Consider the following 14,313-nt stretch of genomic DNA (forward strand, 5'->3'; position numbering starts at 1 on the left):
GGTCACATGTACCCCAGATCTTCGAGCTGCTCTCTGACCGCTTCGGCGTCGCCCGGTCCCGCCGTCTCGACGGTTCGCTCTGTCGGGCGGTGGTCCACTCTGTCGAGTTCCACCTCGATGGCGGCTTTCACGTCGAGGACGCTCGCGATGCGGTCGACGATGCTCGGTTCGGTGCTGGCGACCATCGCCTCGTGCGTGTGAACGCCGTCTTGCAAGCCGTGGTCGCTGACGAGGAGCAGTTCGTCGGTCTCGCCCAGGTCCGCCCGGACCTCCCCGACGAAGTCGTCGAGTTCGTCGTACGCCTCCTGCTGTAATCCAGGTGTCTGGTAGGCGACGTGGCCGACGAGGTCCAGGCCGCTCGTGTACGCGAAGACCAGTTCAGACGCGCCGCCGCGGAGCGCCCGCCGGGCTCGTGCGATGCGGATCATCACCATCTCCAGGCACTGTTCGTAGAACGCCACGGGGTCCGCTGACCGGTGACCGCCGACTGCATCCGGGTCCCGCTTGAACAGGTCACCCATGTTCTGTCGCAGCTGGTTCTCGCGGTCGGTCTCGTCGGGGTCGACGACGTAGTTCGGAATGCCGATTGCGGTCCCGTCGGCCGTGTCGAAGACGGTCTCGATGCCACGCTCGGCGTAGTAGGCCGCGGGCGTTCTGAACGCATCGGCGCGCGTATTCGTCAGAAGCCAGGCGCCGATACGTGTCTGGACTGCGTCGGGCAACACGTAGTCAGCGAGGCGACTCCCGACGTTCAACAGCGGGTTCTCCCAGGCGACGCCGTCGTCGTCCAGGGTCAGTCCGTGTTCCCTGGGCTCCAAGCCCGTGATAATCGTCGGCCAGAGTTCGTGTGTGCTCGGTTCGCCCTCGACGCTGTCTATCGTCGCTATCGACTCGTGGGCGTCCAGCACGAGGTTCGGGTGTCGCTGCGCGTCGACGAGTTCCGGGTCGAGGGCGTCGATTCCGAGCACGACGAGGACCATCGTTGTGTCAGAGAACCCCCGGCGGCCGCTAATCTCTTTCGGATGGCAACCGGAACACAGAAACTACTGCCCCGGAAACGGACCACTCACGCAGCGATGGAGCGCCCCAACATCGTCTGGATCACGCTGGACAGCGTCAGGGCGGATCACACCACCCTCGACGGCTACCACCGGGAGACGACGCCGGAACTCGAACGCATCGGCCAGGGCGGCCACGCGTTCCGGAACTGCATCGCACATAGTCTCTCGACGCTGCCGTCGACGGGCGCGATGATGAGCGGATACCCACCATCGCGCAACACCGTCGGCGTCGACGGCAACCAGCTCCCTGACTCTATCACCACGATGCCTGAGCGGTTCTCCGATGCAGGCTACGCGACGGCCTGTCTCTCCCGGAACTCGTATCTCAGTTCGGCGACGGGCCTCGATAGAGGGTTCGACCGGTTCCAGTGGCTCTCCTCATCGACGCTCCACGAGGCCGGTCTCAGACCCCTCTTGTCGTACGCGCTGAACCTCCGGTCACACTCTGCGGGGTTGTCTACGGATACGGCCAAACACTCGTCGGCCTATCTGATGAACGAAGTGGCCAAGGAGTGGCTGGCGGACTTCCGGCGCGACGAGGACCCGTTCTTCTTCTACCTGCACTACAACGAACCGCACCGTCCGTACTATCCACCCCGCAAGTACCTCGACACATTCTCCGAAGGCCTCTCGATGTCGGGGACGGAGGCCGCCGAGTTCGCCCTGGACGTCCACTACAACCTGGAAGACATCGTCGCGAACGGCTGTCAGTTGAGCGACGACGAGTGGGCCGCGCTCGAAGCGATGTACGACGCAGAGGTCGCCTACACCGACGAGATGGTCGGCAGATTGTTCGACCACGTTCAGTCGATGCGTGGCCGAGACACCATCGTGGTGGTCACTGCCGACCACGGGGAGCTGTTCGGTGAATACGGGCTCCTCTCGCACAGTTACGTGCTCCACGACGCCGTCACGCGGGTCCCGATGGTAATCCACGGTCTCGACGACGACCTGGCCGTCGATGGTGACGATACCATTCAACACCTCGACGTGTTCCGGACGCTACTGAACGTCGCAGGCGGGGACCCCGGCGATACTATCGGTTTCGACCTCCGTGAGCAGACCCGTGAATTCGCTGTCTCGCAGCGTGGTCCCACGAGCTTCGAGGAACTGCTCGCGCACAACCCGTCGTTCGATACCTCGCGATTCCACACGGAGACGCTGACCGCGCTCCGGACGCCCGAGTTCAAGTACCAGCGCAGTTCCGAGAAAGAAGAGCTGTTCGCACTCCCCGACGAAGATGCCGACGTCTCGTCCGAGTATCCGCAGCAACGAACCGCGCTCGACGAGACACTCGACGACTGGATGGACCGCCACGGACAGCCGGTCGGTGCCGCACAGGAAGGCGAATTCTCGGACGCGGTGACGCGTCAGCTCCGTGACCTCGGCTACATGGAATGAGACTCGGAAAGACCGCCGCCTCCCACTTCGTCTCGCAAGTCGTCGTCACGCTGTCGGGGTTCGTCGCGACGTGGCTCATCGCGTTCGTTCTCGGTGCTGAAGGGCTCGGACGGTACTCGGTCGTGGTCTCGCTGGGCTTCTTCTGGCTCGTTATCCCGGCCAACGCGGTGGCGATGGCGATCAAGAAGCGAATGAGCGAGCAGGAGTCGCCCGCGGCGTTCTTCGGCGGCGGCCTCGTGTTGAATCTCGCGCTGGCCGCCGGCCTCGTCGCCCTGGTCCTCGCAGCCGGAGAACTACTCGGCGGAATCGTGTCCCGGAACCGGGAGCTGATGATCGTCCTCATCGAGTACGACGTCGAGATCGCCGCCCTACTAGTCGCTGCAATCGGCTATCAGACCGCAATGGCGGTCCTTCAGGGACAGAAGCGCGTCGCGGCGACCGGCTGGCTGAAAGCCGGCGAGCGCATCGGACGGACCGCGTTCCAAGTCGGGGCACTCCTTCTGGGACTCGGCGTCGCCGGCATCTCGTTCGGGCACGCCAGTTCGCTCGCACTGATTGCAGTGGGCGGGTTCCTCTTCAGTAAGTACCGGCCCTCGGCCCCGTCTGTCGCCCAGGTGAAGAGCCTGGTAGATTATGCGCGCTACGCGTGGGCGGGCGCGCTACGGGGCAGAGTGTTCGGATGGCTCGATACGATCGTCCTCTCGTTTTTCGTCAGCGCGTCACTCATCGGCATCTACGAGGCTGCGTGGGGTATCGCGTCGATGCTTGCCATCGCCAGCGGGTCTATCAGCCAGACGCTCTTCCCCGAGGTCAGCGAGCTCAGTACGGACAGTGGATTCGACCGCATCCGGCACTACCTCGACGAGGCACTGGCGTTCAGCGCCATCTTCGTCATCCCCGGCCTGTTCGGGACGGTCGTCCTCGGCGAACGCGTCCTTCGGTTCTATCGCCCCGAGTTCGGACAGGGGACCCAGATACTGCTCGTCCTCATCCTGGCGTACCTGGCCGACGTCTTCGCCTCACAGTTCACGAACGTCCTCAACGGCATCGACCGACCGGACGCGGCCTTCCGGGTCAATGGCCTCTTCATCGTGGTCAACATGGTGCTGAACGTCGTGCTCGTCTGGCAGATCGGCTGGTTCGGGGCTGCGTTCGCGACGGCGTCGTCCTCGCTGCTCCGTGCCGTCGCCGGGTACTGGGTCCTCGAGTCCATTCTCGGTGGTGTCAGCATCCCGTTCGGCGAGCTCTCCCGCCAGGTCGTCGCAGCGCTCGTGATGGCTGGTGCAGTGTTCCCCGTTGTCGGATTCGCACCGAGTGGTCGCGTGGGGACCGTCTTGCTCGCCGGGTTCGGAGGCGTCGTGTATTTCGCGGTGTTACTGGGGATTGCCCCCCGGATTCGCTCCAAGGCGTTCTCGCTGGTTCCCAGGGCCGCCTGAGCGACCCCTGATTGCGATGGGAATCCTTAATTACGCCAGTACTGGACAGTCATCGTATGGATAAGGTCCTCCTCGTCACTATCGACTCGCTGAGAGCCGACCACGTGGGCTACCACGGGTACGAGCGGGACGTGACGCCGACCATCGACGAACACGCCGAGCGCGGCAGTCGATTCACGAACGCTCATTCGCACGTGGGGGGGACGCGGTTCTCGTTCCCGGGGATTCTGACGGGTGTGACGCCGATGATGTACGGCGGCCACGAACAGATCTCAGCCGAGCAGACGCTTCTCTCCGAGGTGTTCCACGACGCCGGCTACCGGACCGGCGGCTTCCATTCGAATCTCTACGTATCCGGCCAGTTCGGCTACGACAGGGGTTGGGACGAGTTCTTCGACTCGGCCCCCGACGAGTCGGCGACGTCGAAGTTCCGGAAGTGGGCCAAGACCAACCTGGACGGGGTCGTCCTCGACGTGCTGAAGAAGGGCTACGATTTCCTCGAATCTTCACAGGGCATGAACGTCGGGTCGTACCACGTGCCTGCAGACGAGATGACCGACCGGGCCATCGAGTTCGTCAGGGATACCGCTGAGGACCCGACGTTCGCCTGGGTCCACTACATGGACGTCCACCACCCGTTCCTGCCACCCGAAGAGTACCAGCGGGAGTTCCTCGACGAACAGGTGTCCCACGACGAGTCCATCCAGCTCCGTCGGAAGTTCATCGAGAACCCCGACGGCGTAACCGACGAGGAGTACCAGACGTTCATCGACCTCTACGACGCCGAGATTAAGTTCAACGACGCCGAAATCGGTCGATTACTCGATGTCGTCGAAGACGAGTGGGGCGATGACTACCTGCTCGCGCTGACTGCCGACCACGGCGACCACTTCCTCGAACACGGATACTTCGGCGGGGCTCGCCTCTTGGAGGTCAAAAATCACGTCCCGCTGTTCGTCAGTGGATGGGACGACGATGGTGAGTACGACGACCTCGTCGGCCTGACCGACCTGCCGTCGACGCTCGTCGATAGTGTGGGCCTGGAGATACCGGACAACTGGTTCGGGTACAGCCTCCGGGACCTGGTATTCGACGGCGAGTGGGAACGCACGGACGTCATCGGCGGCTATCGCGACGAGGACGGCGAACACATCCGCGTCAGGGACCCCGCGTGGAACCTCGTCGTCCACGAGAACGAACCAGACGCGCTGTATCACCTCTCCGACGACCCAGGCGAACACGAGAACGTACTCGGCGACCATCCGGACGTTGAACGACAGCTCAGGAAACGACTCGACGTCCACCGACAGCTCGTCGAATCGACGACGTCCGAGGACGTCGAACGGCCGGACATGAGCGAAGACGTCAAAGAACGCCTCCGCCGTCTCGGGTACAAGGAGTAGTCAGGAGACTGCGGCGAGAATCTCGCGGTACCGGTCGCAGGCCGCCTCGAAACTGTACTCCGTTTCTATCAGTTCACGCCCGTTCGCACTCAGTTCCGACAGGTCGTCCCGAGCAAGTATCCCTTCGATGCCGACTCGCAGCGCCGCCGGATCACGGCGATCGATGAGGAACCCGGTCTCCTCGTCGCGAACCACGTCCGGGACGCCAGAGACTGGCGACGCGTAGACCGGGGTCCCGCAGGCCAGTGCTTCCAGAATCGTCGTCGGGAGGCCCTCCGTCGGTTGTGACGGTAACACGAGGAGCGCCAATCGGTTCAACTCCGCTGGCACCTCGTCGTGGTGGACCCATCCCGCCATCTCGACCGTGCCCGATTCGATTTCGGCGGCGAGTTCTGATTCGAGCCAACCGCGAAGGTCGCCATCGCCGATGAACCGGAACGTCACATCGTCCGGGAGGGTACGGGCCACCTCTGCCAGCTCCCGAATCCCCTTCTCCTCGTCGAGTCGCCCGAGAAAGCCAACGACTCGCCCGCGTTCGTCGTAGGGCGTGTGTACATCGAACTCGTCGGTCCGGACGTACCGTGCGCCCTGCGGATAGACGTCGGGGGCTTCGGGCTGCAGGTCGAGCTGTCGGGCCATCGCTGGTGTGTAGGTCACGACGCCATCCGCTGCCGCGAATCCGACCCGCTCGAGAGCGCGGACCAGTCCCGCGAGGCCTCGTGCGACGGGAATCGGCAGCCGCTGTTCCCAGTTGAGCTGGAGTGTCAAGGGGACGTCCCCGCGCGGTTCGACCAGCACGGTCTTGCCAAGCAAGCGAGCGGCGAGTATCGGGAGGACGTACGACGTCGCGCCGTAGAACAACACGACCTCCTCGTCGCGTTCGGCGATGACGCGACACATCCGGAGCTGGTTCAGCAGGAACCTGACGGCGGCGACCACAACGGATTCACCGGCCCCCTTCTGGGTCAGTTCTATCAGTTCGTGTCGCTCGCGAATCTCGGAGTCCGCAGGGAGGTCGGCCGTTACGAGCGAGACAGCGGTGATCGCTGAAAGGATGTCGAGGAGACTGCGGGTCGCGTTCTCGCCCGCGGGCGCGAGCGGATGTGTGACGACACAGACATCGGGGAGGGCAGGTCCAGTCATCGTCATCCCCAGACGTACATCCCGTAGAGGTAGCCGACGCCGACGGCACCAGTCAGTACGAACAGGAAGACGAGCTGGAGCAGCGCCGCGACGGACGGCGAGCGCACGAGACCGCCGAGACGGTCCGGGACAAAGGAGAACAGCAGGTCGCCGAGAAAGGCAGACTCCTCGCCGGTCGACTCGGGGACGAACACCTCCATCCCGCGTTTCGAGTACCCCTGCCAGAACGCGCGGTCGACGAGCCATCCCGGGTCGGTCCGGTAGTCGAATATCTTGTGTGCGACCAGCGCGTCCGGCGTGTAGTAGACGCCCGCGTCGTACTCGCTGCGAAGCCTCGCACAGAGTTCGGTCTCGCCGCCCTGGAGGTTCTTCTCGCCTTTGCGACCGCCGATGTCGTCGTCGAACCCGCCCAGGTCGAGGAACACCTCGCGGTCGAAGGAGATGTTCGAGCCGAAGGTGTTGCGGACTTCGCCCGGTTCCTCGGGGTTCCCGTCCGGGCCGAACCCGCGATGGGTGACGCCGACGAGCCAGTAGAACTCCTCGGGGAGGAAAGACGGCTTGCCGGCGACCCATGCCGGGGTCATGCGCCCACCGACGGCGACGGTGTCATCGCGGTCGTACGCGCGGACGAGTTCTGTCACCCACTGTTCGTCGGTGATGGCGTCGTCGTCGATGAACGCGACGACGTCGCCGGTCGCGACGCTCGCACCGTTGTTCCGGCTCTCGAGCAACCCGATGTTCTCGTCGTTGCAGTGGGTCAGGACGTTCTCCCGGTCGCCGAAGTCCGTCTCGTATCGTTCGTAGACGGCTTCGTCCCCGTCCGAGACGAGTATCAGTTCGACGTCGTCGTACGTCTGGTCCAGAACGCTCTCGGCCGCCGCACGACAGTCGTCGTAGCGGTCCAAGGTATGCGTACAGAGGACGACCGAGACTCGCATGTCTGGGCATGGACCACGGGTGCTGTTAGTCGTTTCTATCCGTCATGTAAGGGCTATCTATCCGAGTGTCGTCAACGCGAAGGTACTGCAAATCCGGTCCATCCGACCAGAGGTCAAAAGGCTTATGCGCGCCTTGCCAGTTTCTCCGTCCAATGAGTCAATCGTCGGGCTATTTTGACGACAACCCGGAACTCGACGCTGCCCTGGACTGGGCCGAGCGGTGGTACCACGTCCCGATACTGGTGGTCTTGATCGGGTTCATGCTCTGGAACCGCGTACAGAACTGGCGCAGTTTCGTCGTCGACGGCGAAGTGTTCTTCAGCGGGAACGACCCGTACTACCACTTCCGCTCGACGATGTACGTCGTCAGAAACTGGCCGGCGACGATGCCCTTCGACCCCTGGACCCGGTTCCCCATCGGGACACGTTCGGGCCAGTTCGGGACACTGATGGACCAGGTCGTCGGGACAGTAGCGCTGGTTCTCGGCCTTGGCTCGCCGACCGAGAACACTGTCGCGATGACGGCGCTGTTCGCCCCCGCGGTGATGGGCGCGCTCGCAGCCATCCCGACATACTACGTCGGCAAGCGACTGGGTGGTCGCCTCGGCGGCCTCACCGCCGTCATCGTCCTCGCACTCTCTGCGGGGACCTTCATGCAGCGGAGTCTCGTCGGCGTCTACGACCACCAGGTCGCCGAGGGCCTCCTCCAGGTGACTGCGGTCCTCGGCGTGATGGTCGCACTGAGCGTGGCCGAACGCGACCGGCCGATATACGAGCAGTTCCTCGAACGCGACGTCGACGCGCTTCGAGACACGGTGGGCTGGTCCATCCTGGCCGGCTTCGGCGTCTCGCTGTACCTGTGGACCTGGCCGCCCGGCGTCCTCCTCATCGGTATCCTCGGCGCCTTCTTCCTCCTCCGACTCGTCTTCGAGTTCTGGCACGGTCAGAGTCCGGACCACACGGCCATCGCCGGCGTAGTGATGATGGGCACCGTCGGCGTCCTCGCGCTTGGGTCGCTCCAGACGTTCGCACTCACGGCGACGGACCACTCTATCCTCCAGCCATTCCTCGCCTTCACCATCGCGTTCGGCTGCGCGTTCATGGCGTGGCTCGCCAGGTACATCGAGGCCGAATCACTCGACCGGAACCTGTATCCGGTGACGGTCTTCGGCATCATCGCCGTTGGGGCGGTACTCATGGCGATTATCCTTCCGGACGTCTTCAGCTACTTCGTCAATCAGATACTCCGGGTCATCGGGTTCACGGCGAGTCCATCCGCGACGCAGACGTCGGTCGCTGAAGCCAACCCGCTCGGGAACCCCTCCAGACTGTACAACGAGTACGGCCTGGCGCTCCTGCTCGCTATCATCGGTGCGCTGTACATTATCTACCAGCAGCTGTTCGATCGGCGCCAGTCGGCTGAGGAGTTCTTCGTGGTCGTCTGGACGGCGTTCATCTTCGCGGCGACGCTCACGCAGATACGATTCGGCATCTACGTCGTCTTCCCCATCGCGACGCTCACGGGTCTCGTCGTCGGAAAGGCCGTAGACTGGATTGACCTCTCGCCGGACGATGGCGTCGACACGTACCAGGTGCTGGCTGTCATTACAGTCGTGTTCGTCGTCGTCGGGCCGCTGCTGTTCGTCGCACCGACGGCGCTGCAGTTGGGCCAATCCGCTGACCCCGGCCAGGCGGTTCAGGGCTGGGACGAGAACCTCGATTGGATGCAGGGGAACACCCCAGAGGAAGGTGCATACGGCACCGGCGGAAACCAGTCGCTCGAGTACTACGGAACCTACCAGATTCGGGACGACTTCGACTACAGTGAGGGCGAGTACGGCGTCATCTCCTGGTGGGACTACGGGCACTGGATCACGACACAGGCCGAACGGATACCGAACGCGAACCCGTTCCAGCAGGGCTCCGACCTCGCGGCGAACTTCCTGTTAGCGCCGACCGAGGTGAAAGCGAATTCGGTGCTCGACAGTGCCGACGAGGACGACGCGCACACCCGGTACGTCGCCGTCGACTGGAAGATGACGCAAGTCTACGGAGGTAGTCAAGGGAAGTTCTTCGCGCCGCCACGGTTCGAAGACCAGTACAACACAACTTCGTCGGATTACTACCGCCCAGTTCGGGTCCAGCGAAACGGCGAATCGACCAACCAGTTCTTCTACTACCGCACACAGGCGTACTACGACACGACTGTCGTACGACTCTACGAGTTCCACGGCAGCGCTATCGAAGCACAGCCAATAGTTTTCGACTGGGAACGCGAGCCTGGCGAAGGGCGCGTTACTCCGTCCGATGGCCAGACACTCAAACAGTTCCCGAACATGTCTGCGGCCCGTTCCTATGTCCGTGATGACGGCACAGCACAGGTGGGCGGCTTCGGGTCGAACCCGAGCGATCGGGTCCCGGCGATGGAGCACTATCGATACGTTGGCTCCAGCGAGATGAGCGCCTACGAATCCTTCAGTCACAACGTAGCGATGTATCAAGAAGCAGTGGGTGTCTTGTCAGACACCGATAAGGAGTCGTGTGGGTATAATCCCCGAGCTGTGACAAATCAGGTGTTTCGGTGTCTGGTGAATGCGTACGCTACTCAGATGCACGTCAACAACCCGGCGTGGACCAAGACGTTCGAGCGCGTCCCGGGTGCGACGATTGAAGGAACCGGCCCAGCCAACTCGAATGTCACTGCGGCCGTCCGGATGCGCAACGAGCAGACCAACGAGACGTTCGTCTACCGCCAGCAGACCCAGACCGACGCCAGTGGGGACTTCGAGATGACCGTCCCGTACTCGACGACCGGGTACGACGAGTGGGGCACCGACGCGGGCTACACGAACGTCAGCGTCCGCGCGGAGACGAGCTATCAGTTGACTGCGACCGGCGAGCAGGCGGGCACGCTCCTACCGTTCGCGGCGACGACCAACGTCACCGAGGGACAGGTCATCGGCGAGAACGAGTCGGCGGCCACTGTCACGCTGGAACCGGCCTTCGAGATTCAAACGAACGACACCGCGGAGAGCGAGAACGGATCGACCGACGACGCCACGGCTGGAGACGGTGACGGGACCACGACGAACGAGACCAGCGGAACCGACTCCTCGACGAACACGTCCGGGTCACTCTCGCCGGTCGCGAGCGAGTCCGTCGCGGTCACACCCTGAACGACGTCGAGGGTTCTGCTAGTTCTGGATGTTGACGTCTTCTTGTTCGTCGTCTCGGGTAGCCCCGGTCGCTCGGGGTCGAACTCTCTAGCAGGGTGGAACAGGTAACAGAGAAGATGAGGTGGTCTGAGTACCGTGAGCGCACCGATTCTCCCGAGTACTCACGCGAGCGGATTGTAGGTACCGCTGATGTCCCACTCGTGGAGACAGTAGGGACTGCCGAACTCCTTCTCGCCCTCCGCGCTGGCGATAATCCAGCTGCTCTTGCCCTCGTCCCACACGTCATGCCGCCCACACCGTTCACAGACGCGCTCTCGCGGGGGTACGATTTCTGCCATATCCGGTCGAAGTACGTGAGCCCCTATCAGCGTGCCGGTCGATTCCGGTGGCCCGGCTCAGAAGTCCGGGAGGTCGTCGGCGTCGACTTCCTCGGCCTCCCAGTCGATGTAGTCGTCGGCCAGCACGTCACAGACCACCTGGCCGAATTCGGTCAGACCGGCGTTGATTCCCGAGACGGTCTCCCAGGACTGAATCGCCGGGTGGATGTTCCGCTCTCGCCAGTCCTCGGGCAAGCCGGGTGCGTGGTAACCGACGCGGCCGGCGAAGGAGTCCCAGAAGAAGTCGAACTCCCGGACCAGGCCGAGGTCCGTGACGATATCCCACGCTCGCTCTTCGAGGCCCGTCTGGGCCGTCCATTCCTCGAACGCGTCGGCCCACGCGCCGTCTTCGAGCGCTACTTGCAACTCCGCTCGTCTGTACTCGTCGCCCTGAACGTCCGCGTCCTCGTACTCGTCGGCCGACTTTCCGGTCTCGAGCTCCGGTACGTCGGGCGTCGCTACGTCGAGTCCCATAGCGGCATTAGGAAAGTGACCGGCATAAAGTCGGGCAGTCTGGCGAAGCGAGCGGAACGCGTGAGGAAAACCGGGGGTGTGAGAAGGACCGCCCGCGTTGCGCGTGGCTCGACGACCGCTTACGCCGAGACGTACTGCGCTTCCCAGTCCTGCCGGGCGTCGAGCTCGCGGACCCCACGCTGGGTCAGTGTGTAGAAGTTCGTCCGTCTGTCCAGCTGTCCCTTCTCGACGAGCCCTTTCTCGACCAGTGTATCGAGGTTCGGGTAGAGACGGCCGTGGTTGACGCCACCCTCGTAGTACTGTTCGAGTTCCTCTTTGATTGCCAGACCGTGGGGTTCGTCCAGTCCCGCGATGACGTACAACAAGTCCCGTTGGAAACCAGTCAAGTCGTGCATAACCTATAGATAGTCCACCGTATCCAACATATATCACTCTTGTTAATCAGCGAGTGAGCAGGTAACCCAGAAGTAAGTTCGTAGCGGCCAGTAACGACAGTTCTCTGTGCCAGTAATCTGACCGTACTCCCCGATGTTCACCGTTGATTCGCACACCTCCTGTTCCACAACCACTATCGCCGGTGTCGCTGGCGGTGAGCTCGTTTGGGACTCTCATTTTCCGGGAGTAGCTGCCAGTGGAAGTTGTGAGTGCGATTCGGTTCTGGCGGCAGGATTGTGTCGACCGTACCCGACAACGGTAAAGGAGGTGACTGTGTAACGCGGATGATGACCGAACACGCGGAGTCGGCGGCGGGCGACCTCCCGGAACCGTCGGGGCGAGGGTCCGTCCAGGTCGTCGGAACCGCCCACGTCTCGGAACACAGCGTCGAAGCGGTAGAGGAGGCACTCGAGTCCTCACGGCCGGACATCGTCGCCGTCGAACTCGACGAGGGCCGGTACCGACAGATGCAGGGCGAGACGCCCGAAGACCTCGACGCGAGCGACCTGCTCAGGGGGAACACGGTCTTTCAGTTTCTGGCGTACTGGATGCTCTCGTACATCCAGACCCGTCTGGGCGAGCAGTTCGACATCGAACCCGGCGCCGACATGCAGGCCGCGATCGACACCGCAGAGCGGCTGGGAATCGGCGTCGCCCTCGTCGACCGTGACATCCAGACGACGGTCCAGCGGTTCTGGGCCCGGCTGACCGTTCGGGAGAAGATAACGCTCGTCGGGAGCCTGCTCGCGGAACTCGGTCCCCCGCTCACCGTCGGTCTGAGTGTCGGCGCGGTGGTAGGTATCTCCGCTGTCGTCGTCGCGTCGGCGCTCGGCGGTCCATTCATCGTCCCGTCGGCGGTCACCGGTGCGCTCGCCGGTAGCCTGGGTGGGTCTCTCGTTGGAATCCTCGATTCGGTGCTCGTCGGCGTCGTCGTCACCGTCGTTCTCGGCGTGACCATCGCAGCACTGCTGTCCCGACAGCGCGGTGGTGACGATATCGACGAGTTCGACCTCGAACAGTTGACCGAGACCGACGTCGTCACGGCGATGATGGAGGAGTTCCGCCGGTTCTCGCCGGGCGGCGCCGAGGCGCTCATCGACGAGCGCGACGCGTTCATCGCCCACCGACTGGTCGGCCTCCGCGAGGCGGGCTACGACGTGGTCGCCGTCGTCGGGGCGGGCCACCGGGAAGGTATCGAGCGGTACCTCGAGGACCCACAAAGCCTCCCACCGATGGAGTCGCTGGTCGGTAAGGAGACCGGCAGTCGGTTCTCCATCTACAAAATCGTGGGATGGGGCATCACGGTGGCGTTCGTCGCCTTCTTCGTCCTGCTCGCGATGGCCGGCGTCCGGAACACGTTCCTGCTCCAGGTGTTCGCTGCCTGGTTCCTCATCAACGGCATCGTCGCCGCGGGGCTGGCGCGTCTGGCCGGGGCCCACTGGAGCAGCTCGCTGGTCGGTGGCGGCGTCGCCTGGATGACGAGCGTCAACCCGCTGCTCGCACCGGGCTGGTTCGCGGGCTACGTCGAACTGCGCTACCTCTCGGTCAACGTCGGCGACATCGGGAAGCTCAACGAGATTCTGGCCGACGAGGAGTCCCCGATTCTGGACCTCGTACAGCGGATGCGGGCCGTCCCGCTGTTCAGGCTCATCCTCATCGTCGCGATGACCAACATCGGGAGCATGATCGCCAGTTTCCTCTTCCCCGTCGTGGCGCTGCCGTATCTCGCCTCACAGGACCGCGACGTCGGCTGGGTCGTCTCGAAGATGATCGAGGGCGCCCAGAACAGCGCCGACCTCATCTGGGGGCTGGTCGTGTGAACATCACCTTCAGCGACGCGGAGGTCAAGGACCTGTTCGTCGCGTGGCTCGCGCTGGGCGTCGCGTTCACGCTGTTCCTCGAACGCGACATCCGCATGGCGCTCTTAGGCGACATCGCCGGCCTGACCGTCGGTGGCGTCGTCTCGGTGCTGGCCGTGAGTCTGCTGACGGTCGGCGTGGGATTCTTGCTCCACGAACTTGCCCACAAGGTTGTCGCGGTCCGGTTCGGCCAGTTGGCGGCGTTCAAAGCCGACTACCGGATGCTCGGGTTCGCCATCATCGGCGGTCTGGCCGGCTTCCTCTTCGCCGCGCCGGGGGCCGTCGTCCACCGCGGGCGCATCACGGAACGCGAGGGCGGCCTCATCGCACTCGCGGGCCCGGTGACGAACCTCGCTCTCGCAGTGGTGTTTCTCGTCCCGTTCGTATTCGCCCTGCTCAGCGGCATCCGCGGGTTCCTCTGGGAAGTGGCACGGATGGGCGTCCAGATCAACCTCCTGTTGGCGGGCTTCAACATGATTCCGTTCGGCCCACTCGACGGGCGGAAGGTCCGCGAGTGGAGCACGCTCGTTTTCCTCGTGGTTGCCGTCCCCTCGATTCTCCTCGGCCTCGGTGCGCTGTTCGTCCTCTGACGGAACGATGCGTTTTTGCC

General features: G+C 63.6%; 12 protein-coding genes. 6 read left to right on the forward strand and 6 right to left on the reverse strand.

All coding sequences use genetic code 11. The features are described from left to right. Nucleotides 1-2: 2 nt before the first annotated feature. A complete protein-coding gene (locus P1L41_RS11675; protein WP_276295905.1) occupies nucleotides 3-980 on the reverse strand; it encodes an alkaline phosphatase family protein in 978 nt (325 codons plus the stop codon). A 42-nt stretch (nucleotides 981-1,022) separates the two neighbouring features. Here P1L41_RS11675 and P1L41_RS11680 point away from each other — a divergent pair, with 42 nt between their 5' ends. Genes P1L41_RS11680 through P1L41_RS11690 form a run of 3 tightly spaced genes read left to right on the forward strand, consistent with a single transcriptional unit; the run spans nucleotide 1,023 to nucleotide 5,301 of the window. After that, nucleotides 1,023-2,462 carry a sulfatase gene (locus P1L41_RS11680; RefSeq protein WP_276295906.1) on the forward strand — a complete coding sequence of 480 codons (1,440 nt, stop codon included), beginning with the start codon at nucleotides 1,023-1,025 and terminating at the stop codon, nucleotides 2,460-2,462. Then, complete coding sequence (locus tag P1L41_RS11685) at nucleotides 2,459-3,898, forward strand: lipopolysaccharide biosynthesis protein (RefSeq protein ID WP_276295907.1); 1,440 nt, start codon at nucleotides 2,459-2,461, stop codon at nucleotides 3,896-3,898. The genes P1L41_RS11680 and P1L41_RS11685 overlap by 4 nt, the downstream gene beginning before the upstream one ends. A gap of 56 nt (nucleotides 3,899-3,954) precedes the next feature. Beyond that, nucleotides 3,955-5,301, forward strand: a complete 1,347-nt coding sequence (locus P1L41_RS11690; protein WP_276295908.1) for a sulfatase family protein — start codon at nucleotides 3,955-3,957, stop codon at nucleotides 5,299-5,301. Here the strand turns inward: P1L41_RS11690 and P1L41_RS11695 are convergent, their stop codons facing one another. Continuing rightward, on the reverse strand, nucleotides 5,302-6,444 hold the full coding sequence (locus P1L41_RS11695; protein WP_276295909.1) for a glycosyltransferase family 4 protein: 1,143 nt from the start codon (nucleotides 6,442-6,444) through the stop codon (nucleotides 5,302-5,304). A gap of 2 nt (nucleotides 6,445-6,446) precedes the next feature. Next, nucleotides 6,447-7,382: a glucosyl-dolichyl phosphate glucuronosyltransferase gene (gene aglG / locus P1L41_RS11700; RefSeq protein WP_276295910.1), complete on the reverse strand. Its 936-nt coding sequence runs from the start codon at nucleotides 7,380-7,382 to the stop codon at nucleotides 6,447-6,449. 152 nt (nucleotides 7,383-7,534) lie between these two features. On the opposite strand from aglG, the gene P1L41_RS11705 reads away from it, so the two are divergent. After that, the gene (locus tag P1L41_RS11705) at nucleotides 7,535-10,558 is read left to right on the forward strand and encodes an oligosaccharyl transferase, archaeosortase A system-associated (protein WP_276295911.1); all 3,024 of its coding nucleotides are present in this window, start codon (nucleotides 7,535-7,537) and stop codon (nucleotides 10,556-10,558) included. Nucleotides 10,559-10,719: 161 nt separating this feature from the next. On the opposite strand, the gene P1L41_RS11710 is transcribed toward P1L41_RS11705, so the two are convergent. From P1L41_RS11710 to P1L41_RS11720, 3 genes are all read right to left on the reverse strand, one after another. Further along, nucleotides 10,720-10,896, reverse strand: coding sequence for an HEWD family protein (locus P1L41_RS11710; RefSeq protein ID WP_276295912.1), 177 nt, complete (start codon nucleotides 10,894-10,896; stop codon nucleotides 10,720-10,722). A 57-nt stretch (nucleotides 10,897-10,953) separates the two neighbouring features. Continuing rightward, nucleotides 10,954-11,409, reverse strand: a complete 456-nt coding sequence (locus P1L41_RS11715; RefSeq protein ID WP_276295913.1) for a DUF7992 family protein — start codon at nucleotides 11,407-11,409, stop codon at nucleotides 10,954-10,956. Nucleotides 11,410-11,528: 119 nt separating this feature from the next. After that, a complete protein-coding gene (locus P1L41_RS11720; RefSeq protein WP_276295914.1) occupies nucleotides 11,529-11,804 on the reverse strand; it encodes a PadR family transcriptional regulator in 276 nt (91 codons plus the stop codon). A gap of 327 nt (nucleotides 11,805-12,131) precedes the next feature. On the opposite strand from P1L41_RS11720, the gene P1L41_RS11725 reads away from it, so the two are divergent. Both P1L41_RS11725 and P1L41_RS11730 read left to right on the forward strand, forming a co-directional pair. Continuing rightward, on the forward strand, nucleotides 12,132-13,664 hold the full coding sequence (locus P1L41_RS11725; protein ID WP_276295915.1) for a TraB/GumN family protein: 1,533 nt from the start codon (nucleotides 12,132-12,134) through the stop codon (nucleotides 13,662-13,664). After that, nucleotides 13,661-14,293, forward strand: coding sequence for a site-2 protease family protein (locus tag P1L41_RS11730; RefSeq protein ID WP_276295916.1), 633 nt, complete (start codon nucleotides 13,661-13,663; stop codon nucleotides 14,291-14,293). The genes P1L41_RS11725 and P1L41_RS11730 overlap by 4 nt, the downstream gene beginning before the upstream one ends. The last annotated feature ends 20 nt before the right edge of the window (nucleotides 14,294-14,313 follow it).

It is taken from the genome of Haloarcula ordinaria (assembly GCF_029338275.1).
Taxonomy (GTDB): Archaea; Halobacteriota; Halobacteria; order Halobacteriales; family Haloarculaceae; genus Haloarcula; species Haloarcula ordinaria.